Here is a 22216-nt window from a genome sequence, read left to right as displayed (position 1 = left end):
CGTTCGCCGCTCGTGTACCCCGAAAGGCCTTACCGCTCGACTTGCATGTGTTAAGCACGCCGCCAGCGTTCGTCCTGAGCCAGGATCAAACTCTCCGTTGAAAACAACAACCACCCCACCACAAAAGCAAGGCAGCCAAGAGTTCCGAATCCCGACAAAAGAAACCATTGCTGGATCCTACTGTCATTCATCAAAGGAATCTCCACCCAAACCAACCCCACAGGGCCAGCCCAGGCACGAGACAAAAAAATATCGTCATTACATAGCATTGACTATAAAGCACGCTGTTGAGTTCTCAAGATTCGGGTGCGACCCACACATCCAACCCGTAGGCCATCCGCAAGGGGCAACTCGTGAAACTTTAGTGGGCCGAGATTGTGGAGTCAAATCCGCTTTCCTGGCCCCCCTCCAGGCATCATTCTCGAGGCCGACGAAGGCCTTCGTGGTGATGCTTGGTGGGTTGTGCCGCTCCGTGGAGCAACCTGAGTAACTCTAGACCTGCTGCACAGGCGAGTCAAATCGGCGTGGTGCCTGTCTGCTCATCGGCCGGCGACGTGGTCCTGACTAGCAGTGACGCCTCCCGGGGAGGGCACTCCCCCGGCGGTCACCCATGTCTCCGCTCTCCGACACGGTCACGTCGTCGTCCTCGGTTCGTCGCCCCCGCCCCCTGGAGACTGTCCTCAGCCGGTGTCCGCGACACCAGCTCGAACGCAGGCACGGACTGGGCGGCAACCCCACCCCCTGCTGCACGTGCACTCTCCTGCGGTCTCACGTCCGAGGCGAGCCGTCACGGTCGACCGGCGCCCTCCAGACCCGGCATCCTCCGGGCCCCGGGCCGGCGCGACGACGCCGTCGATGGACGGCGACCGGAAGGGACCGTGAACACAACAAGACCGGGGTCGCCCACGAAGGACGACCCCGGTCTGGAGTTCAGAGCAGGTGGAGGCTCAGGCCTCGACGGGCTGCACGTTGATCACGCGACGGCCGCGACGGGTGCCGAACTCGACGGCCCCCTCACGCAGTGCGAACAAGGTGTCGTCGCCACCGCGTCCCACACCCTCACCGGGGTGGAAGTGGGTGCCACGCTGACGAACGATGATCTCGCCGGCGTTGACGACCTGGCCGCCGAAGCGCTTCACGCCGAGGCGCTGCGCGTTCGAGTCACGACCGTTCTTGGACGAGGATGCGCCCTTCTTGTGTGCCATGTCAGTTCTCCCTCAGGCCTTGATGTCCGTGACCTTGACCTGGGTGTACCGCTGGCGGTGCCCCTGGCGCTTCTTGTAGCCGGTCTTGTTCTTGTACTTCACGATGCGGATCTTGGGACCCTTGGTCTCGGCCACCACCTCAGCGGTGATCGAAGCCTTGTCGAGAACGCTCTTGTCAGAGGTGACCTTGTCGCCATCCACCACCAGCAGAGCCTGCAGCTGGACGCTGCTTCCGACCTGGCCTGAAACCTTGTCGATCTCGACGACATCGCCCACGGCAACCTTGTGCTGGCGGCCGCCACTGCGCACGATCGCGTACACGTTGACCTCTTCCATTAGTTCAGTCTTGTCTCGGGTGGCGCTGCGCGCCCACACGTCCCACACGCTTCAGATGAACTGCTTCAACGCACGCGGGAACACCGAGGGACAAGTCTACGGGTGACCCCCCCTGACTGCAAACCCAGCGGCCGGCCACGACCTGTCACACCCACATCCTAGAGTGGAACCATGAGCGAAGACACACTGTTGTTGGGCCCTGCCCCTCGTCCCCAGACCAGCGAAGCACTCACCGCCGCCCTGCGCAGCGCCGTCGCCGCGCTCGTGCCCCGAGGTGTGCAGGGAGTTGACCGGGCGACGATCCAGGCGACGCTCGAGGGGTCGACGATCTCGAACCTCACGGTCGACCTGACGGGGGTCGAGGTGCCCAGCGTGAGCGACGACCTGCTGGACGTGCGCCTCCCTCAGGTGGAGACGAGGTCGTCCGAGCCTGCCACGATCAGCCATGCGACCCTGTCGGCCAACCCCATCACGGTCGCCGGTGCCCGGGTCAGCCTGTCGGGCCAGGTGAACGACCTGCCGGCGTTGTGGGTCGAGACCACGCAGGGGCAGGCCGGTCTGCAGGTGCTCGAACCGAAGGACCCGGCACGACCCGTCTCGGGAGAGGGCCAGGCGTCAGTGGCGAAGGCCGAACTGCAGGCCGCGGCCCTCAGGGTCGGACAGCAGTTCGCCAAGCAGATGGGCGTGACCCTGGACGACCTCACCCTCGACCTGGTGCAGGTCTCGCCGCAGCAGATCAAGTTCGGGGCCGATGCCCGCGTCAAGAAGGGATTCGTGGGCGCAAGCGCGCAGGTGTCCGGTTCCGCCACCCTCGACCAGGCGATGAACGTGACCCTGTCGAACATCGAGGTGGGCTCGAAGAACCCCATCATCAACGCGTTGCTGGGTGCGATGAAGGGTCGCGTCGAGCGCTACAACGGCAAGACCATCAGGATCAACGAGCGGCTGCCCCGGGGGGTACGCCTCACCCATGCCGAGTTCCAGGTCACCGACCAGGTGGTGGTGAAGGGCCGCATCGGCTGACCCTGCCAGAGGGCAAGGACGAGCCACGCAAGGGCGCCCCACCGACATGCATCGGTGGGGCGCCCATGGTGTCTCACAGCCGCAGGTGGGCGGCCTCAGTCTGCGTCGGATGAACCGCGGCGACGACGACCGCCCCGCCGTCCGTTGGAGCCGGAGTTGCCCGAGGAACCGTTGTTCCCCGATGAACCACGTCGGTCTCCACCGTCGGCCGGCGCCTGGGAGGCCACCGGCTCGTCCGAGCGGTGGTAGCCGCGACCGCCACAGTGCTCGCACTCCTCGGTGAAGGCCTCTGCCAGCCCGGTACCGATCTTCTTGCGGGTCATCTGCACCAGCCCGAGGCTCGTCACCTCCGAGACCTGGTGGCGTGTGCGATCCCGTCCCAGACACTCGACCAGGCGGCGCAGCAGCAGCTCGCGGTTGTTGGGCAACACCATGTCGATGAAGTCGATGACGATGATGCCGCCGATGTCACGCAGGCGCAGCTGACGGACGATCTCCTCGGCCGCCTCCAGGTTGTTGCTGGTGACGGTGGCCTCGAGGTTGCCCTGGGTGCCGGTGAATCGTCCGGTGTTGACGTCGATCACCGTCATGGCCTCGGTACGGTCGATGATCAGCGAGCCACCCGAGGGCAGGAACACCTTGCGCTCGAGCGCCTTGGTGATCTGCTCGTCGATGTGGTGGCTGGCGAAGATGTCGCCGCGCTCGGCGACATCCCAACGGGTGAGTCGTTCTGCCAGGTGTGGCGCCACGTGCGAGACGTAGGCCTCGATGGCGTCATAGGTGTCCTCGCCAGAGCCATTGCCCTGCACCGCCAGCTCCGCGAAGTCCTCGGTGAACAGGTCACGGACGATGCGAACCGTGAGGTCGGGCTCACCGTAGAGGGCTTGGGGCGCGGAGCCCTGCTTGACCTTCTTCTCGATGACGTCCCACTGCGCCTTCAGTCGGTTGACGTCGCGGACCAGTTCGTCCTCAGTCACTCCTTCGGCAGCGGTCCGCACGATGACGGAGGCCTTCTCGTCGATCAGGTGACCCAGGATGTCCTTGAGTCGCTGACGCTCGGTGTCTGCCAGCTTGCGACTGATCCCGGACAGGTGGCCACCCGGCGAGTAGACGATGTAGCGGCCGGGGATCGAGATGTGACTCGTGAGTCGGGCCCCCTTGGCGCCCACGGGGTCCTTGGTGACCTGGACGAGCACCGTCTGGCCCGACTTGAAGACCGTCTCGACCTTGCGCTGGTCACCCTGCGCCCCAAAGGCGTCCCAGTCGACCTCACCGGCGTACAGCACGGCGTTGCGGCCGCGGCCGATGTCGATGAAGGCGGCTTCCATGCCGGGAAGCACGTTCTGGATGCGGCCGAGGTAGATGTTGCCGATCATCGAGGCCGAGGTGTCGCGGTCGACGTAGTGCTCGACCAGCACGCCGTCCTCGAGCACCGCGATCTGGGTGTAGTCGTCCGCCTGACGGATCACCATGCGGCGCTCGACGGCCTCGCGACGGGCCAGGAACTCTGCCTCGCTCAGGATGGGCGCACGCCGACGCCCGGCGGCTCGTCCTTCCTGACGACGCAGGCGCTTGGCAGCCATTCGGGTCGATCCCTCGATCCCGGTGACCTCGTCGGACGACGACGAGCCACGTCCACGGCGCGGTTCACGAACCCGGACGACGACCTCACTGGGGTCGTCCTCGGCGCCGGAGGTGTCCTCGCCGCGACGACGGCGACGGCGACGGCGACGGCGACCGTCGCCCAACTCGTCCGCGCCCTCGTCGGTCGCCTCCGAGTCGTCCGCAGCCTCGCTGTCGGTGGAGTCATCGGCATGGTCGTTGCTGTCGTCGGTGGAGTCGGGGTTCTCGTCCTCGGCGACGTCCTGGTCGTCGTCGGAGTCATCGTCGGCCCCGCGGCGACGCCTGCGGCCCCCGCGGCGACGGCGACGGCGACGGCTGGATCGTTCGCCCTGCTCATCGAGGGCCGCGTCATCCTCGTTCGACTCGTCGTCCTCCGCGACGTCCGCTGGCTCGTCGGCCTGGTCGGTGTCGGCGTCCTGCCCCGTGCCGGCGTCCTCGGCCTCGAGGTCCTGGCCCTCAGGGTTCTGGGCGTCGGGGTTCTGGCCGTCGACGTCTTGGCCCGCACCCTCGATGTCCTCGGCATCCCCGGTCGGGACATCCAGCGTCTCGTCGGTGGACGCCGGTGACGGCAGTCCGGCGATGGAGGCCGCGAGCGATTGGAGCGCCAACTCGGGTGACCTGAAGGGATCGGCGATTTCGGGGGCAACCGTGCGCTGGCGACGGCTCGAGGCCTGGGCGCGAGCCGCCTCCAGCCGCGAGTCGAGGTCATCGGCGATCGAGGGGGCTGCGACGGCCTCTTCGCGGGCGGGCGCTTCGGTGGTGGCCTCGGACCTGGCTGGCGTGCGTCGGGTCCGCCGGCCACGCGTGGCCCGGGCTGCAGGCGCCGCGGGGGCCGATTCGACCGGAGCGGCATCGGATTCGGGCGACGCCTCCACCTCGGGGGTGGGCTCGGACACACCGAGTTCCGCCCCAGGGACCTCGACCGCGGAGGAGTCCACGGGGGTCGACTCGGCAGCGGGGCTGGTGGCCGTCCCTTGCGCCCTGGTGGCTCGGCGACGGGCCGGACGCTTCGCGGTGGAGGCCTCGGTCACCTCGACCTCCGGGGCAGGGCTCGCCTCGGCGGCGGCCTTCGTCAGGGGTTCCGCGGCGGGGGCGGCAGACTCGACCTGGGGAGCCTTCACGGGGGGGCCGGCGGGGCGGGATGCCGCTCGTCGGCGGCGGGGGGCCTGCGTGGCTCCGGACCGGGCCTGAGCAGCCCCGGTCTGATCGGGGTGGGTCTGATCGGGGTGGGTCTGATCGGAGGTGGCCGCCTCCGGCTGCACGGCACCGGGCTGTGCGTCGTTCGGCTGGTTCAGATCATTCTCGTCGAGCATGTGCGCTCCTCTGCATCCACGTCAGGATGCGGCCAAAGGCGCAGCCACGGCCGCGCCAGAAGTCGGTGGGCGGGCGAACACTCCCTGCGCCCCCGCGGTCGATCCCTCGTCGCGGTGTGGCTGGTGAACATCCGGCTCCGTCGAGCACCGGGTCGGTGCTCATCCCTACCCGGAAGTATGGCACAGACACCCCGATGGGGCGGTCAGCCGCGCCTCACCACGGTCGCCGGGCGGCACCTGTCAAGGGGTCCAGCAGCGTGGCGCCCACGCCCTCGCCGGTCAGGGTTCCCTGCATCAGACGGTTCAGCAGGGGCGGACGATCACTGGCCAGCGAGGGGCGCAACTGGCGCAGCGCCTTCACCACGTCGTCCGGTCGCACCAGCGGGGTCTGGTGCAGGCTGATCAGTCTCAGCTGTGCCGTCCCGACCGGGGAATCGTCGATGATGCCGAGTTCGACGACTGCCGATCGGATGTCGAACTCGCGCAGCCCGTTCTTGGTCATTCGCGTGACCAGCAGTGAGTCGGTGGCCAGCAGCTCAGCCACCGCTCCCTCGAGCTCGTGGCGGTCGACCGGACCCAGGTCGATGATCCACGCCGAGCCTGTCAGCCGATCCGGCAACGAGGTGCCCTCGGCCTCCCAGACCTCGAGGATGCGCAACCCCGGCGGCAGCACCTCGTTGAGAGCCGTCAACACTCGCTGCGGGTCACAGGCCTCGCTCAACCCGATCTCGAGGTACTCCGCCTCGGTGGCAGCCGAGGTCGGTGAGGCGTTCGCGTACGAGATGCGTGGGTGAGGGGAGAACCCGGACGAGTAGGCCATCGGCACCCCCGCACGACGCAGGGCTCGCTCGAACGCCCGCGAGAAGTCACGGTGGCTGGTGAAGCGAGCCGGCCCTCGTTTGGCGTACCGCACCCGCAACCGCTGCACGGGCGGCGCCTGTTGCTCGGGCTGGGAGCGTCGCTTCGAGTACGACTGACTGGCTTCTGACATCAGGCGACATTGAACCACAGGCACCACGGCGCACCCGCCACGAGCCGGGGCTGCGGAGGGGGGCGCGCAGGTAGACTCCGGCAACTGTGAGCACTCCCACCCCATCCCCCGTTCGAGCTCGGTGGGTCGCCTCCGCGGGCATGGTGGTCGCCATCGCCGTGCTCGCTTTCAACCTCCGCCCGCTGGCCTCGGCCGTCGGGCCGGTACTGCCCCAGTTGCAGGCCGACGTGCACCTGACCGGGGCCACTGCCGGAATCCTGACCAGTCTTCCCACGGCCTGCTTCGCCGTGATCGGGGCCGTGGCGCCCGCCTTGGCCCGCCGGTTCGGCGTGCACCGCGTCATCGGGGTTGGACTGGTGGCCATCCTGGTCGGATCGCTCGCCCGCACGCGGGTGTCGGACCCGGTCAGCTTCCTCGCCGTCTCAGCGGTGGGGCTGGCCGGGATGGCGCTGGCCAACGTGCTCGCCCCCAGCGTCGTCCGCCGCCACTTCTCGCGCCACGTGGGCCTGATGACGGCCGTCTACTCGTTGACCTTGTCGATCGGTGTCGCGGTGTCGAGCGCGTTCACCGTGCCGCTGAGCGAGGCGCTCGACGGCTGGCGCCCTGCCTTCCTGGTCTGGTGCGTGCCGGTCGTGGTGGCGCTGGTGGCCTGGCTCCCCGCTCTCCCCCACGACCGGGACCATGCCGAGCAACGGGCGAATGCCGGCCGCGGGATCTCACTCGCTGCCGTGGCCCGCACCCGCCTGGGTTGGCTGTTGGGCATTTTCTTCGGATTCCAGTCGGCTCAGGCGTACTCGATCTTCGGCTGGCTGCCCTCGATCTACATCGCTGCGGGGCTGTCCCAGGCCGGCGCCGGTGCCATGCTCGGCATCGCCACCGGTCTGGGGATCCCCCTGGCCTTCCTGTGGCCCGCCTACATGGGGCGCAACCCTCGTCCGAAGGGACTTCTGGTGCTGGTGGTGTGCTCGGGCGCCATCGGATACCTGGGCCTGCTGTTCGCCCCGGCGACGCTGCCCTGGTTGTGGGCCGCACTGATCGCTCTGGGGACCAGCAGTTTCCCGATGATCCTGGCCCTGTTCGGCATGCGCGCCCGCACCGCCGAGGGCACCGCCGCCCTGTCGGGTTTCGCTCAGGCGGTGGGTTACTGCATCGCGATCCTAGGCCCCTTGTCGCTGGGAATCGTCCACGACCTCACCCACGGCTGGTTCTGGCCGGTGGCCCTGCTGGGAGCCCTGCTGCTGCCCATGTCGGTGGCCGGTTTCCTGGTCGTCGGTTCCGGCGACATCGAGGACGAGCTACCGTCCCACCCGCACGCCGGGGAATAGCCGAAGGGTCGCACCCGTTGCAGGCAGCACACGCGTCACACATCGAAAGGGGGACGCGCCGTGTTCACCCTGCTCACCCTCGAAATGGCCATCCACGCCTTCGACAGCCGCGACTACAAGAACGCCGCCGAGCGATTCGAGAAGGTGCTCGAAGCCGACCCGACCAACCGCAACGCCCGTGAGTACCTGGCCCGTTCCTACTACCACCGGGCCTCTCTGCCAAAGGCCGAGGCGGTGCTGCGTCAGATCATGGACGAGGACCCGACCAACGACTACGCGCTGCTGCTGATGGCTCGTACCCTCGAGCGCCAGTCGCGCCACGACGAGGCGGCTGCGATCAGGCGCCGTCTCGCCGCGCTCACCGGCGATGAGTCACACTTGGCCGGGTACCGCTCGTTCAGCTGACCCGACCCGCAGCATCCTGCTCAGCAGGTGTGCCTGGCCCCGTCGGGGCCAGGCACACGGCGACCTCTCAGAGAGCGGGGCGCAGCGCGTCTGCGTAAGCGCGCTCCCCCGCGGCATTCGGATGGAAACTGGCCGGCGAGATGACCGGAGCCGAGGTGACTGGGTCGACCCCCAGGATGATCAGCGGGTTGATCCACGCGTCGGCTCCTCGACACAGGCCGTGCCCCTCGAACTCGTCGGTCACGTCGACGTACTCCACGTTCGGGTCACCCGCTGCGGTGACACCGGCTGAGATGGCCCGATTGAGGCCCAGCGCCAGCTGGTCCAGGGGTGCGAGGGCCGCGCTCTGGATGGCGAGTCCGGGAGCGACGGTGCAGGTCGCGGCTGCGGGGTCGAACAACTTCGGGTACCCGGTGACAAGGATCCTGGCGTGCGGTGCGGCCAGCCGGAGTTGCTGGACAGCGGCCGCGGTGCGTGCGGGCTGACTGCTGATGGCCAGCGCGGAGGCCTGCGTCGCCGCACCGCAGGACGGACTGGGGGCCAGACAGGAGCGCAGGACACTCAACCAACCGACGTCGTTGCCGCCCAGCGTGAGAGTGACCTGGCTGGCCCGGAACAGGGTTCGCCCGCCCTGGTCGCTGGCGGCGGGTGAGAGATCGTTCGCCGCTGCGATCTGTGCGGTCAGGGAAGCGGAGGTGGCCCCCGAACAGGCGACCGAGACGGCACGGGTGCTGAGCAGTTCGGGGTAGGCGCTGGAAGAAGCCAGGCAGGGACCGCTGGCGTCCCCCACCCCGGTACCGGCTGCGAAGGAGTCACCGAGAGCGACGTATCCGGAGTTCCAGCTGGCGGCACTTGCTGTCACGGGCGCGAGGCCGCTGGTGATGACGAGGACGGCGCCGATGATGGCCAGCCCGAGACGATGAAGCATGGTTCCCCCGATTGACGAGCTGGCCCGGACGACGCCTGGGCTGGGCGGGGATCAGGGCTGACCCCGTGCTCATCATCTGCGACAACTCGGGAGGCCACAAGCCCCCGCTGGGAGGTGACGTTGGCAGCGGGAGCGGTCAGCTGAGGTCGCGGCCCGCCACGCTCAGCGGCAGCAGTTGACGACCGGTGGGGCCGATCTGGATCTCCGTCGACATCTGGGGGCACACCCCGCAGTCGTAGCACGGGGTCCAGCGGCAGTCATCGACCTCGACCTCGTCGATGGCGTCCTGCCAGTCCTCCCACAACCAGTCGCGGTCGAGACCCGAGTCCAGGTGGTCCCATGGGAGCACCTCGTCGTACTCGCGCTCCCTCGTCGTGTACCAGGCGAGGTCGACCCCGGTGCCCTCGAGGGCGGTCGTGCAGGCCTCAGCCCACCGCTCGTGGCTGAAGTGCTCGCTCCACCCGTCGAACTGGCCGCCTTGGCGCCAGACCTCCTCGATCACCTTGCCGACCCGTCGGTCGCCCCGGCTCAGCAATCCCTCGATCTGGCCGGGCTTGCCATCGTGATACCTCAGGCCGATGGCCTTGCCGTACTGCTTGTTGGCCCGGATCTTGTCTCGCAACAGCATCAGCCGCCGGTCGATCGTCTCGGGGGAAGCCTGCGCCGCCCACTGGAACGGCGTGTGCGGCTTGGGCACGAAACCGCCGATCGAGACGGTGCAGCGGATGTCGCGGGACCCAGCCGCCTTGCGTCCGGTCTCGATCACCCGCGCCGCCATGTCGGCGATCGCCACCACGTCCTCGTCGGTCTCGGTGGGCAGGCCGCACATGAAGTACAGCTTGACCTGCCGCCAGCCGTTGCCGAAGGCGGTCGCCACGGTGTCGATCAGGTCGTCCTCGGAGACCATCTTGTTGATCACCTTGCGCATCCGCTCCGAACCACCCTCGGGTGCGAACGTGAGCCCGGAGCGGCGTCCGTTGCGCGAGAGTTCGTTGGCGAGGTCGATGTTGAACGCATCCACGCGGGTCGAGGGCAGTGACAATGACACGTTGGTGCCCTCGTACCGGTCGGCCAACTGCTTGGTGACCTCCCCGATCTCGGAGTGGTCGGCGCTCGAGAGCGACAACAGACCGACCTCTTCGAGGCCGGTGTTGCGCAAGCCCTCGGCGACCATGGTGCCGATCGTCTCGATCGAGCGTTCCCTGACCGGACGTGTGATCATGCCCGCCTGGCAGAACCGGCACCCGCGGGTGCAGCCACGGAAGATCTCGACCGAGTACCGCTCGTGCACCGTCTCGGCCAGCGGCACCAAGGGCTTCTTGGGGTAGGGCCACTCGTCCAGGTTCATCAGCGTGTGCTTGCGCACCTGGAAGGGCACCCCCTCGCGGTTCGGTGCGATCCGCTGGATGCGCCCGTCGGGAAGGTAACTCACGTCGTAGAACGCGGGGACGTAGAACGCGCCGGTCGCTGCCAGGCGCAACAACAGGCCCTCACGGCCACCGGGACGCTCCTCTGCCTTCCACTCCCGGATGATGTCCGAGATCTGCAGCGATGCCTCCTCACCGTCGCCGACCACGGCCACGTCGATGAAGTCGGCGATCGGCTCGGGGTTGAAGGCCGCGTGGCCGCCGGCCACGACGATCGGGTCGTCGTCGGTGCGCTCGTCCGAGTGGATGGGGATGCCCGCGAGATCGAGGGCATTGACCATGTTGGTGTAGCCCAGTTCGGTGGCGAACGAGACACCGAACACGTCGAAGGCACGCACCGGCCGGTGCTGGTCAAGGGTGAACTGCGGCAGACCGTGGGCACGCATGAGGGCCTGCAGGTCGGGCCACAGGGCGTAGGTGCGCTCGGCCAGGATCCACTCCCGCTCGTTGAGGATCTCGTAGAGGATGGCGACGCCCTGATTGGGCTGACCGACCTCGTAGGCGTCGGGGTACATCAGCGCCCACCGGACCGTGGGCTGGCCGACGGTCGTGCCGCAGTCCCAGTCCTTGTGGACGCTGTTGTGTTCCCCTCCGACGTACTGGATCGGCTTGCTGACCTGCGCGAGCAGGGGCTCCAGACGAGGGAAGAGCGATTCGGGTGCATTCATCCCGGCCGATTCTACGTCGGGGATGCCCGAAAGTTCACAGCGCCGGACGAGGTCCCGCCTGCTCGAGCACGGGACGGGTCGCCTGCTCGGGGCCGACCACGGCCGGGCGCAGGCGCCGCACGAACACCTCGGCGATGCCCACGGCGAGCACCAGGCACACCATGCCGGGCCACAGGTCGGCGAGGCTGGCCGCCCCCTCCTGACGATCGAACATGTGGCTGATGTCGGTGAACGGCATGCTCAGCTCGCTGGTGACGTTGTTGACCACGTGCACTGCTATGGCCGCCTCGAGTCCTCCGGTGCGCCAGACCAGCCAGGCGGCGACGAGCCCGAAGAAGAAGTAGTAGGCGTTGAGCGAGGCATCCCCGGCGCCGTGGGCAGCCATGAACAGCAAGGCCTGCACCAGCGCCCCGATCGGGATGCCGATCGCGGGCCGGCGGACGAAGCTGGCGAACGTCCGCATCACCCCTCCCCTGAACAGGAACTCCTCACCCGCTGCCTGGAACGGAGTGGTGAGCAGGATGCCGACCAGCAGGAGCCAGGTGTCGGTGGTGACGGAGAGCTCGGCCCGGCCCCACCACAGGTCGAGTCCGGTCATCACCAGCCATGGGAGGCTGATCGCGGCCGCATAGCCCAGCATGAAACGCCACCGGATCCTGCCGACGACGGAGGCGAGATGGCGTCCGGGTTGGCGGAAGAGCCAGCGGCTGATGAGCATCACCACGGGGATCGACAGGCCCAGGGCGACGTTGTTGGCGAGGAAGAAGACCGGGGTGACCGAGAACCGACCCTTGGACAGTTCGTCGAGGTAGGTCTTGAGGACGATCCGTCCGGTGGCGACGTCGATGGCCAGTGCCACCACCATCGCCAGAACCTGCAGCAGCAGGAAGCAGCCGAACCCGACGATGAACGCGAGGATCGGGCGCCAGACCGACCATGCCGGAGTACGCCAGAACATGGGGTATCGGGTCGGCACCACCGGCATGGGCGAGGGTGGGGGCGGCGGTGCCCATCCCCCCTCGGGGAGGTAGGCGGGATTCAGCAGGACGGGCGGAGGCTGGGTCGACCAGTGCTGCTCACCCATCACGCCTCTTCGGGGAACCAGATGCCGATCTCACGGGCTGCGCTCTCGGCCGAGTCCGAGGCGTGCACGAGGTTCCTGTTGTGGAAGACCGACAGGTCACCGCGGATGGTGCCCGGGGCGGCCTTGGCAGAATCGGTCGAACCGTTCAGCAGTCGGACGATCTCGATGGCCCGCTCCGACTCGAGGACCAACGCAACCAGGGGCGCCGAGGTGATGAAGTCGATGAGGGTGGGGTAGTAGTCGCGTCCCTCATGTTCGGCGTAGTGGGCTGCGGCCGTCTCACGGCTGGTGAGCAGGCGCTTGAGGGCGACGATGACGAGCCCCTTGGCCTCGTATCGGGCAAGGATCTGACCAGTCAGCCCACGGGCGACTGCATCGGGCTTGAGCAGCACCAGGGTGCGCTCGACCGGCTGGGCGTTCGACATGCTCACACCCTAGCGAGCGTCGGGACGGGCCTGCTTCTCGATCCTCTTGCCAAGGACGAAACAGCCGGCCCAGACCAGCGCGAAGATGCCACTGGCGGCGAACATCATCGGGGTGAGGAAGCCCAGCGACAGGCCGGCCAGTTGCGCCAGCCAGCCCAACGGGTAGCCGACCGGACGCCGTAGCGTGGCGGCGGCGGCGAGGGCCAGCACCATGGCCACCGTCGTGGTGGCGACCGCGAGCCCCACCGGCACCCGGTCGAGCAGCAGCATCCCTGGAATCCCGAGACCGAACACGATCACCTCGAAGACCAGCGCCGACAGCAGCGCCCGGTTCATCGGGTTGGTCGGCGCGAGCCGCAGCGCCCTCACGAGATGACCTCTCCGGGCTCGCCCTCGGGTGAGTCGAAGTCCGAGAAGTCCCACTCCCGGGTGGTGGCACCGGCCAAGGGGTTCGTCAGGCCGGTGGCCGGGCCTCGTCCGATCAGGTGGTCGCGTGCCTCGCCGGCCGCGATGAACGAGCCGACCACCAGGATCCCCGCGCCCTCCCCCGCCTCGTCGGCCAGTTGGATGGCCCGGTCGAGGGCGTCGACCATGGTGTCTCGCTGCTCGACCCGGCCGGGGCCGAAGGCGTCCTCGGCGAGATCGGCCAGTTCGTCGGGGCGGAGGGCTCGGGTGGTCGACTGCACCGTCGTCACGACGACCCGGTCCATGACCTCGGCGAACAGGTCGAGCACCCCGGCGGAGTCCTTGTCGCGCATCATCGCCACGACCCCGATCAGGGGATCGAAGCCGAAGGCCTCCTGGGTGGCCGCCAGGGTCGCGCGTACCCCATGGGGGTTGTGGGCGGTGTCGAGCACGACCGTGGGTTCCCGGTGCACGACCTCCATCCGTGCGGGGATGGCCGTGGCCGCCAGACCATCGGCGATCACGTCAGGGCTCAAACCCTTGGCGCCGAACAGGGCCTCCGCGGCGGCCACGGCCAGGGCGGCGTTGCTGGCCATGTGCAGGCCGTGGAGCGGCAGGTGCAGGTCTCCGAGCGGTCCGTCGGCCGTCTCGATCCTGATGACCTGTCCACCCAGGGCGACCTCGCGTTGCAGCAGTCCGAAGCCTGGCCCCTCGAGCACGGGCTCCGCACCCACCTGGGAGCACCGGTCGAGCAACACCTGGGCGACCTCGGGGCTCTGTCCGGCCATCACCGCGATGGCACCGGCCTTGATGATGCCAGCCTTCTCGCGAGCGATCTCGACGGTGGTGGAACCGAGGATGTGGGTGTGGTCGAGGTCGATGGGGGTGATGACGGCAACCTTGGCGTCGGCGACGTTGGTGGCGTCCCAGGAACCACCCATGCCCACCTCGAGGATCATCACGTCGACGGGGGCATCGGCGAAGGCCGCGAACCCGAGGGCGGTGTAGATCTCGAAGGCGGTCATCCTGACACCGTCGATGAGTTGGGAGTCGACGATCTCGATCAGGGGCGCGAGTTCGGTGTACAGCTCGTCGAAGTCGTCGACGGCCATGGGCTCGCCGTCGATCAGCACCCGCTCGGTCACGTCCTGCAGGTGCGGGGAGGCCATCCGGCCCGTGCGCAGACCGGCGGACCGCAGCAGGGCGTCGATCATGGCCGCCGTGGAGCCCTTGCCGTTCGTCCCGGTGATCTGGATGACGGGAGCGCACCGTTCGGGGTTGCCCATCAGGTCGCAGATGGCGCGCATGCGTCCCAGCGAAGGGGCGATCCGGTGCTCGGGCCAGCGGGCGTAGAGCGCCTCGACGATGGCCTGGTGCTGCTGTTCGTTCATCTCGTCCAGCCTACTGGCACGCACCCGAACGCGTGCCCGCCGAGGATCCGCTTCGCGACGCCCCGTAGACTCGTGGCCAGCACCGGTCGTTCAAGGCTCAACCAAGTTGGCGTGACGACCACCGCACCCACGACCCGCCGATTCCGGAGAGAGCAGATCGTTGAGCAAGAACACCTCCAGCGCTCGCGCAGACCAGACCCGTCGCGAACAACTGCGCGCCCAGCAATTGGCTGACGCCAAGCGGGCTCGCACCCGGATGCGGATCCTCTACGCCGTCGCTGGCTTCGTGCTGATCGCCATCGTGGCCACCGTCGGTGTCGTCATCTACAACGACCGACAGAACAAGCGTGACATCGCCGCCAGGGAGGCCGCGTCCCAGGTGAAGCCGCCGCACCTCAACGCTGACGGCTCGGGCATCGTGGTGAACCCGCAGGTCACCGGTGACGTGCCCACCCTGTCGGTGTACCTCGACTTCCAGTGCCCGGCCTGCAAGAGCGCCAACGACTACTTCGGCGCGACGGTCAACAAGTTGGCCGCCGACGGCAAGGTCAAGCTCGAGTACCGGGTGCTGACCTTCCTCGACACGAACCTGCGCAATGACTCCTCCGAGCGTGCCGCGCGGGCCTCGTTCTGCGCCGACATCGCGGGCTCCTTCGGCGCCTTCCACGACGCGGTCTACGCCAACCAGCCCGCCGAGGGCACCGGCTTCACCGACGAGCAGTTGCGGGTGACCTACCCCACCGCGGCCGGGATCACGGGTGCGAAGCTGACCGCTTACCAGAAGTGCTACGACGACAAGGCCACGGCGCAGGCCGTCCGCGACGAGGAGTCGAAGGCCCGCACCACGTGGGAGGGCTCCACCCCGCAGTACTCGGTCAACGGCAAGAGCCCCAAGGTGAAGAACGAGAAGGGCGAGGACACCGATTGGTGGCGCGTGCTCGAACCCACCGAGCAGTCCTGGGTCGAGGCCATCGACAAGATCAAGTGAGCCCCAACGGCTGGTCCGAGTCGCTGGTTCGGGCCGATCGTTAGGGTGTGGTCATGTCTGGACGCAAGGTCTCGCCGCCCTCCCAGCCCACCAGGCGGGAGCAGCTGAGGGCCGAACGGGAAGCCCAGTTGAGGAGATCCGACCGCCGGATGCGCATCATCTGGCTGGTGGCGGCGGTCGTGGTGGTGGCCATCATCGCGACCGTGGCGACGGTGGTCGTGCGCAACCGGTCAGCCGGGCACCGGCTCACCGACCAGCAACTGGCGGCGCAGGTCTCGCCGCCCAACCTGAATGCCGCCGGGAGCGCGATCGTCGAGAACCCCCGCACCACTGCCGACGTGCCCACCATCACGGTCTACCTCGACTTCCAGTGCCCCGCCTGCAAGAGCTTCAACGAGACCTACGGACCGGTGTTGAACCAACTGGCCGGCGCCAGCGAGATCAAGCTGGAGTTCTCCATCCTGACCGTGATCGGCAAGAGGCTGGGCAACGAGGACGCATCGGAGCGAGCCGGCAGGGCGGCCATGTGCGCCGACGTGGTCGGGGTGTACCCGACCTACCACGACGCGCTCTTCGCCGGACAACCCGAGCAGGAGGGAGCGGGTTTCACCGACGAACAGTTGCGGGTCACCTTCGCCAACCAGGCGGGGCTGCAGAATCCTGAGCTGGCGAAGTTCCAGCAGTGCTACGACCAGCGGGCCACCGCCAACGCTCTGGCCTCCCAGCAGGAGAAGGCGCTCCCCTCCTTCGACGGGTCGACCCCGCAGGTCAGCATCAACGGCAAGAACCCGATGGTGAACGCCGACGGCAAGCAGGTCGCCTGGTGGCAGGTGCTCGACCCGAGTTCCGCGGCCTGGGAACAGGCCATCGCCCAGTACAAGTGATCCCGCGGCAGTGGTGCCCGCGCCCAATCGTGCGGATCGTGTCGTCCCAGCACCACAGTGGCGCTCGGGGCGCAACAACTGCCACCGGCGCACACGATCTGCACGAATGGTCCTCGGGCCGGCGAACTGGTCGACTGTGAGCCTCCCGCCGTGGATCACTAAGCTGTGGCCCCATGAGCACAGCAGACCACCTCTCGTCCGAGCCCACCGCGACCGCCACCGCGTCGCAGGTACCGGACAAGCCTGTGCTCGAGGGTCTGGAGGCCAAGTGGGCGCAGACCTGGAAGGAACGTGAGACCTACGCCTTCGTGCAACCCGATTCGCGCGACGAGGTGTACTCGATCGACACCCCACCGCCCACGGTGTCGGGTTCCCTGCACGTGGGGCACGTCTTCAGCTACACCCACACCGACCTGATCGCCCGCTACCAGCGCATGCGTGGCAAGCAGGTCTTCTACCCGATGGGCTGGGACGACAACGGGCTGCCCACCGAACGGCGCGTGCAGAACTACTTCGGGGTTCGTTGCGACCCGTCGCTGCCCTACGTGGAGGACTACACGCCTCCGGCGAAGCCCGACCCCAAGAAGCAGCAGCCCATCAGTCGCCGCAACTTCGTCGAGCTGTGCGAGCAGTTGGTCGAGGCCGACGAGCAGGTCTTCGAGTCGCTGTGGCGCACCCTGGGCCTGTCGGTCGACTGGTCGCAGAACTACACGACCATCGGCGCCAAGGCCCAGAAGGTCTCGCAGACCGCGTTCCTGCGCAACCTCGGACGCGGTGAGGCCTACCTGCAGGAGGCACCCACCCTGTGGGACGTGACCTTCCAGACCGCGGTCGCCCAAGCCGAACTGGAGGCCCGCGAGTACCCGGGCGCCTACCATCGGGTCGCCTTCCACGGCGCCGACGGGCCCATCCACATCGAGACCACCCGACCGGAACTCATTCCCGCGGTGGTGGCCCTGGTCGCCCACCCCGACGACGAGCGCTACCAGCCGTTGTTCGGCACGACGGTGACCTCGCCCATCTTCGGCGTCGAGGTGCCGGTGCTCCCCCACCCTGCCGCCGAACCCGACAAGGGAGCCGGCATCGCCATGTGCTGCACCTTCGGTGACCTCACCGACGTGCAGTGGTGGCGCGAACTCAACCTGCCCGTGCGAACGGTGATCGGTCGCGACGGGCGCCTGTTGCGCGAGGTCCCGGAGTGGTTGGGTGGGGCCGAGTTCTGGACCGAGCTGGCAGGCAAGACGACGTTCTCGGCCCGCGAGGCCGTCGTGGCCAAGCTGCGCGAGACCGGCGACCTGGACGGCGAACCGAAGCCGACCCAGCGCATGACCAACTTCTACGAGAAGGGCGACAAGCCCCTCGAGATCGTCTCCACCCGACAGTGGTACATCAGGAACGGGGGGCGCGATGCCGGCGTGCGCGAGCAGATGCTCGACCGTGGCGCCGAGCTGAGCTGGGTGCCCACCCACATGAAGCACCGCTACGACAACTGGGTCAACGGACTCAACGGGGACTGGCTGATCAGCCGCCAGCGCTTCTTCGGCGTCCCCTTCCCGGTCTGGTACGCACTCGACGGCGATGGTGAGCCCGACTACGGCCACCCGCTGCTGCCCAGCGAGAAGCAGTTGCCGGTCGACCCCTCGTCCCAGGCCCCGCAGGGCTACGACGAGAGCCAGCGCGGGGTGCCCGGCGGATTCATCGGTGATCCCGACGTGATGGACACCTGGGCCACGAGCTCGCTCACCCCCCAACTCGCCGGTGGTTGGCTCACCGATGCCCAGCTGTTCGCGTCGGTCTTCCCCTATGACCTGTGCACCCACGCCCACGACATCATCCGCACCTGGCTGTTCAGCCGGGTCGTCCGTGCGCACTTCGAGGAGGGCTCCGCACCCTGGCGGGTGGCCATGATCTCGGGCTTCATCGTCGACCCCGATCGCAAGAAGATGTCGAAGTCGAAGGGCAACGTCGTGGTGCCCACCGAGATCCTCGACAAGTACGGCGCCGACGCGGTGCGGTGGCGTGCCGCCATCGCACGACCCGGGCTCGACTCCCCATTCGACGAGACCCAGATGAAGGTCGGACGACGCCTGGCCATGAAGGTGCTCAACGCCTCGAAGTTCGTGCTGGCGATGTCGAGCGCCGATGCCACCCGTGACCAGGTCACCAACGCCCTGGACCGGGCGATGCTGGTGGGACTGGCGATGACCGTCGAGCAGGCGACCTCGTCGTTCGAGGACTATGACTACACCGGCGCCCTCGAGGCGACCGAGCAGTTCTTCTGGTCGTTCTGCGATGACTACCTTGAGGTCGTCAAGGAGCGCGCCTACGGGGCCCAGGGTGACCAGGCCGCCGCTTCGGCCCGGGCGGCCCTGAGGATCGCCCTGACGGCGATGCTGAAGCTGTTCGCGCCGTTCCTGCCCTTCGTCACAGAAGAGGTGTGGTCGTGGATCTCGGACCAGTCCGTGCACCACCAGCGGTGGCCGAGAGTGGACGAGATCGCCGTGGAGGGCGATGCCCAGTTGCTCGCCGACGTGGCGGCGGCCCTGATCGCCATCCGTGGGGCCAAGTCCACCGCCAAGGTCTCGATGAAGACCGAGGTCACCCGGGCCGTCTTCACCGGTGCCGGGGTCGAGCGCCTCGCCGCCATCGAGAACGACCTGAGAGCCGTCGGACGCATCACCGGTGAGGTCAGCTGGGTCTCGTCCGAGGAACCGCTGACGGTGGCCGTCGAGCTGGTGCAGCCCGAGGGCTGATCTGCAGCAGAATGGCGCCATGTTCGACCTGACCCCGGCCACCGAGACCGATCTGGCCACCGCCTACGCGCACCCGCAGGGCCCGTGGCTGCGCGCCAACATGGTGATCTCGCTGGACGGTTCCGCCACGGTCGAGGGACGGGTGGGTGGTCTGACCAGCCCGGAGGACCAGGTGCTGCTGCACCTGTTGCGCAGCCTGGCCGACGTGACGCTGGTCGGCGCCGGCACCATCCGCGCCGAGGGCTACGGACCGCTGGGGGTCAGCGCTGAGGTGGCCGCGGCTCGGGCCTCCCGGGGTCAGACGCCCGAACCCGGACTCGCCATCGTCACCCACTCCTGCGACCTCGACCCGACCACTTCGTTGTTCACCGAGGCGACCACCCGTCCGATCGTGATCACCCACGAGGGGGCCGACCCGGGCCGTCGAGCAGCCCTGGCCCGGGTCGCCGACGTGGTGCTGGCGGGCGAGCGGCGGGTGGACCTGGCCGAAGCGGTGCGCGCCCTGCACGCCCGCGGCCTCACCCGGGTGCTCACCGAGGGAGGCCCGAGCCTGCTGGCTGACCTGTTCGACGCCGACCTGGTCGATGAACTGCTGTTCGTGCTGAGTCCACAGTTGGTCGGTGCCGGTGTACCCCTGACGACCGGAGCCCAGACCCCGCGGCGGCTCAGCCTGACGGCCGTCCATCGGGGGGACGACTTCCTGTTCCTGCAGTACCGCCGCGCCTGACGGCACTACCGTGGCACGGACACGAGGAGGCCCCATGCCACGCACCGTCCCGGACTGGGCCCGGGTCAGCTTCGCGTTGGGGGCGATCGGCTGGGGAGCCAACCAGTTCGCCCCGATGGTCCAGGTCTACAGGCAACAGGTCTCGCTCTCGGCGTCCACGGCTACGGCACTGTTCGGGCTGTACGCGGCGGGTCTGGTGCCGACCCTGTTGGTCGCCGGGTGGTGGAGCGCCCACCGGGGCAAGCGCCCCTTCGTCCGGTTCGGGGCGGTCACCTCGCTGGTCAGTTCGCTCGTGCTCGCCGTCAACACCCATCACACGGGCGGACTGTTGCTCGGCCGCATCCTGGCCGGTGTTGCCATCGGCGCCGCGATGGCTCCGGGCACCGCCTGGGTGAAGCAACTGTCGTCAGGTTCGCCGGGGATCGGGGCACGCCGGGCCACGGTGGCACTCTCGACCGGATTCGGGGGTGGTGCGCTGGTCGCGGCGCTGCTCACCGAGCTGCCCCACCCGACGGTGCTGCCCTACCTCGTGCACGTGTTGGTGGCCATGGCCGCAGCGGTGCTGGTCTGGCGTGCGCCGGAGCTTGACCAGGCGGCACTGGACCTGACAGAACGACCAGCGCCGCGGGCCGGCACCGTGGTCATGGCCCTGCGCTCCCGCTGGTTCCTGGCCTGGGTGCCCCTCACCGCCCCGTGGGTCTTCGGCTCGGCCACCCTGTCGTTCCTCGCCCTGCCGACGGCCGTCGGCGCCACTGCGGGCCCGCTCGCCGCCCACGTGGTGCTGCTGATCGGTGTCGGTGCCGCTCTCACCCTGGGTACAGGGGTGGCCCTGCAGCCCACCATCAGGCAGGTGGAGGACGCCCACCCGGGCGTCACGCTGCCGACTGGCCTTGCCGTGCTGATTGCCGCGCTGGCGCTGGCTGCTGTCTCGCGTACGCAGCATCCGTTGATCCCGGTGGCCTGGGTGGTGTTCGGCGCGGCCTACGGCCTGCTGCTGGTCGGTGGGCTGCGCACCATCGAGACCCACACCCCCGTCGAGGTGCTGGCGCCGGTGAGCGCCGTCTTCTACGCCCTGACCTATGTCGGATTCGCGGCGCCGTGGACGATGACCGTCGCCACTGGAGGACAGGGAGTCGGCCGGTTCAGCTTCGGGAGCGTGCTGGCGGCCGGCGCCGCGGTCGCCCTCCTGGGACTGGTGGTGGGCTGGTCAGTGGCGCGCCTCGATCGGCCAGGAGTCGAGCCGGCCGTCGGGGAAGACAGCCGTCAGACCTGACCACATGTTGACCGTACCGCAGGCATGGTTGGGCACGATCCGCACCAGGTCACCGACCTCGAGCCCCGACACCTCACCGGTGAGGAAGCCGTGCTCCTCGTTCGCCTGCTCGAAGTGGATCCCCTCCAGCGGTACCAGATCGGGATCGCAGACGATGCCGCCACCGGTCTGGGCCGTGAAGGCATCGGCAGACATGGCCTTCGTCCCAGCATCGATGATGACCCGGTCGGCGTGCTTCGAGACGACCGTCGCCAGCACCGACAGGGCGCACTCGTCGAGCGTGCAGGTACCCCCGCGCACCTGGTTGGCGTCGTAGTAGACGTAGGTGCCGGGGCGGCCCTCGCTCACCCCGGTGGCAAACGGAGCGGTCTGCCAGCCGGGGGTGCTTCCCACCGAAACGATGCCCAGATCGATCCCCGCGGCTCGCAGTGACTCAGCCACCTCCGCCATGTCGGAGCCCACCCGCGAGCCCAGGTCCGCCCGGGCCGGAGCCCCGGAGGCGGCACCCACATGCCCCTCGTGGGTGAGGATGCCCACGACCCGGATCCCGGGCAGCGCGGCAATGGCGCTGGCCACCCCGACGGCCTCGCCAGCCGTCACGCCCGTCCGGTGTTGCCCCGAGTCGACCTCCACCATGACAGCGAGGGTGACACCTGCCTCGATCGCCTTCTGGGAGAGGGGTTGCGCCACGGCCACCGAGTCGGCGATCAGGGTGACCCCCCATTCGCGGCCAGCCCTCACGGCGAAGTCGACCTTCGCCGGGCCGACCGGCTGGTGGGCCCACAGCAGGCCGGTGAAACCGGCACGGGCCAGCCACTCCACCTCGGCAGGGGTGGAGCACGTGTGGCCGATCGCACCGGCGGCGCGCTGCCGGGAGGCAACCTCCAGACACTTCGAGGTCTTCACATGGGGACGAAGGTCGACCCCGGCCTCGGTGAAGCGATGCTGCACCTGGGCGATGTTGCGGTCGAGCCGACCGACGTCGACGAGCAGGATGGGGGTGGGATGCTGGCCGACGAGTCCGGAGAGGTCCATGGCCACC

The 22216-nt window shown here is 68.5% G+C and carries 19 protein-coding genes and 1 rRNA gene; 8 read left to right on the top strand and 12 right to left on the bottom strand.

Annotated features, from left to right (window positions below):
- The 3 genes from QQZ11_RS09770 to rplU all read right to left on the bottom strand — a co-directional run.
- Positions 1 to 101: ribosomal RNA gene (locus QQZ11_RS09770) — 16S ribosomal RNA — on the bottom strand; the annotation flags it as partial.
- Between the two features lie 846 nt (positions 102 to 947).
- Entirely contained in the window at positions 948 to 1205 is a 258-nt protein-coding gene (rpmA, locus tag QQZ11_RS09765) for a 50S ribosomal protein L27 (protein WP_022910943.1), read from the bottom strand.
- A 12-nt stretch (positions 1206 to 1217) separates the two neighbouring features.
- Entirely contained in the window at positions 1218 to 1526 is a 309-nt protein-coding gene (gene rplU / locus QQZ11_RS09760) for a 50S ribosomal protein L21 (RefSeq protein WP_026378158.1), read from the bottom strand.
- 186 nt (positions 1527 to 1712) lie between these two features.
- Here rplU and QQZ11_RS09755 point away from each other — a divergent pair, with 186 nt between their 5' ends.
- The gene (locus QQZ11_RS09755; RefSeq protein WP_284550108.1) at positions 1713 to 2564 is read left to right on the top strand and encodes a hypothetical protein; all 852 of its coding nucleotides are present in this window, start codon (positions 1713 to 1715) and stop codon (positions 2562 to 2564) included.
- A 95-nt stretch (positions 2565 to 2659) separates the two neighbouring features.
- Here QQZ11_RS09755 and QQZ11_RS09750 read toward each other — a convergent pair whose 3' ends face one another.
- Both QQZ11_RS09750 and QQZ11_RS09745 read right to left on the bottom strand, forming a co-directional pair.
- Positions 2660 to 5500 carry an Rne/Rng family ribonuclease gene (locus tag QQZ11_RS09750; protein WP_284550106.1) on the bottom strand — a complete coding sequence of 947 codons (2841 nt, stop codon included), beginning with the start codon at positions 5498 to 5500 and terminating at the stop codon, positions 2660 to 2662.
- Positions 5501 to 5714: 214 nt separating this feature from the next.
- Entirely contained in the window at positions 5715 to 6491 is a 777-nt protein-coding gene (locus tag QQZ11_RS09745; RefSeq protein WP_022910939.1) for a TIGR03936 family radical SAM-associated protein, read from the bottom strand.
- An 86-nt stretch (positions 6492 to 6577) separates the two neighbouring features.
- Here QQZ11_RS09745 and QQZ11_RS09740 point away from each other — a divergent pair, with 86 nt between their 5' ends.
- Both QQZ11_RS09740 and QQZ11_RS09735 read left to right on the top strand, forming a co-directional pair.
- Positions 6578 to 7816 carry a CynX/NimT family MFS transporter gene (locus tag QQZ11_RS09740; protein ID WP_284550105.1) on the top strand — a complete coding sequence of 413 codons (1239 nt, stop codon included), beginning with the start codon at positions 6578 to 6580 and terminating at the stop codon, positions 7814 to 7816.
- Between the two features lie 60 nt (positions 7817 to 7876).
- Positions 7877 to 8221, top strand: coding sequence for a tetratricopeptide repeat protein (locus QQZ11_RS09735; protein ID WP_022910937.1), 345 nt, complete (start codon positions 7877 to 7879; stop codon positions 8219 to 8221).
- Positions 8222 to 8288: 67 nt separating this feature from the next.
- On the opposite strand, the gene QQZ11_RS09730 is transcribed toward QQZ11_RS09735, so the two are convergent.
- The 6 genes from QQZ11_RS09730 to QQZ11_RS09705 all read right to left on the bottom strand — a co-directional run bounded on the left by QQZ11_RS09730 (position 8289) and on the right by QQZ11_RS09705 (position 14549).
- Positions 8289 to 9149, bottom strand: coding sequence for an SGNH/GDSL hydrolase family protein (locus QQZ11_RS09730; protein ID WP_284550104.1), 861 nt, complete (start codon positions 9147 to 9149; stop codon positions 8289 to 8291).
- A gap of 136 nt (positions 9150 to 9285) precedes the next feature.
- Positions 9286 to 11244: a TIGR03960 family B12-binding radical SAM protein gene (locus tag QQZ11_RS09725; RefSeq protein WP_284550103.1), complete on the bottom strand. Its 1959-nt coding sequence runs from the start codon at positions 11242 to 11244 to the stop codon at positions 9286 to 9288.
- Positions 11245 to 11278: 34 nt separating this feature from the next.
- Positions 11279 to 12328 carry a CPBP family intramembrane glutamic endopeptidase gene (locus tag QQZ11_RS09720; RefSeq protein WP_284550101.1) on the bottom strand — a complete coding sequence of 350 codons (1050 nt, stop codon included), beginning with the start codon at positions 12326 to 12328 and terminating at the stop codon, positions 11279 to 11281.
- Complete coding sequence (ndk, locus tag QQZ11_RS09715) at positions 12328 to 12753, bottom strand: nucleoside-diphosphate kinase (protein WP_284550100.1); 426 nt, start codon at positions 12751 to 12753, stop codon at positions 12328 to 12330. Before ndk ends, QQZ11_RS09720 begins: the two co-directional genes overlap by 1 nt.
- A gap of 9 nt (positions 12754 to 12762) precedes the next feature.
- Entirely contained in the window at positions 12763 to 13122 is a 360-nt protein-coding gene (locus tag QQZ11_RS09710) for a DUF4233 domain-containing protein (protein WP_284550098.1), read from the bottom strand.
- Positions 13119 to 14549, bottom strand: coding sequence for a bifunctional folylpolyglutamate synthase/dihydrofolate synthase (locus QQZ11_RS09705; RefSeq protein WP_284550097.1), 1431 nt, complete (start codon positions 14547 to 14549; stop codon positions 13119 to 13121). Before QQZ11_RS09705 ends, QQZ11_RS09710 begins: the two co-directional genes overlap by 4 nt.
- A gap of 160 nt (positions 14550 to 14709) precedes the next feature.
- On the opposite strand from QQZ11_RS09705, the gene QQZ11_RS09700 reads away from it, so the two are divergent.
- The 5 genes from QQZ11_RS09700 (at position 14710) to QQZ11_RS09680 (ending at position 21174) form a co-directional block, all read left to right on the top strand.
- Complete coding sequence (locus QQZ11_RS09700) at positions 14710 to 15537, top strand: DsbA family protein (protein WP_284550095.1); 828 nt, start codon at positions 14710 to 14712, stop codon at positions 15535 to 15537.
- Between the two features lie 53 nt (positions 15538 to 15590).
- On the top strand, positions 15591 to 16421 hold the full coding sequence (locus tag QQZ11_RS09695; RefSeq protein WP_284550093.1) for a DsbA family protein: 831 nt from the start codon (positions 15591 to 15593) through the stop codon (positions 16419 to 16421).
- A 173-nt stretch (positions 16422 to 16594) separates the two neighbouring features.
- Positions 16595 to 19174, top strand: coding sequence for a valine--tRNA ligase (valS, locus tag QQZ11_RS09690; RefSeq protein WP_284550092.1), 2580 nt, complete (start codon positions 16595 to 16597; stop codon positions 19172 to 19174).
- 19 nt (positions 19175 to 19193) lie between these two features.
- Positions 19194 to 19901, top strand: coding sequence for a pyrimidine reductase family protein (locus tag QQZ11_RS09685; protein ID WP_022910926.1), 708 nt, complete (start codon positions 19194 to 19196; stop codon positions 19899 to 19901).
- 34 nt (positions 19902 to 19935) lie between these two features.
- Positions 19936 to 21174 (top strand): MFS transporter, encoded by a 1239-nt coding sequence (locus tag QQZ11_RS09680; RefSeq protein WP_284550090.1) that lies wholly within the window; start codon positions 19936 to 19938, stop codon positions 21172 to 21174.
- Here QQZ11_RS09680 and QQZ11_RS09675 read toward each other — a convergent pair.
- Positions 21109 to 22209 carry an alanine racemase gene (locus QQZ11_RS09675; RefSeq protein WP_284550089.1) on the bottom strand — a complete coding sequence of 367 codons (1101 nt, stop codon included), beginning with the start codon at positions 22207 to 22209 and terminating at the stop codon, positions 21109 to 21111. The genes QQZ11_RS09680 and QQZ11_RS09675 overlap by 66 nt on opposite strands.
- Positions 22210 to 22216 lie beyond the last annotated feature (7 nt).

It is taken from the genome of Aestuariimicrobium sp. T2.26MG-19.2B, assembly GCF_950101875.1.
GTDB lineage: Bacteria > Actinomycetota > Actinomycetes > Propionibacteriales > Propionibacteriaceae > Aestuariimicrobium > Aestuariimicrobium kwangyangense.
The sequence above is the reverse complement of the archived record's forward strand: the minus strand, read 5'-3'. Positions and strand labels throughout refer to the sequence as shown.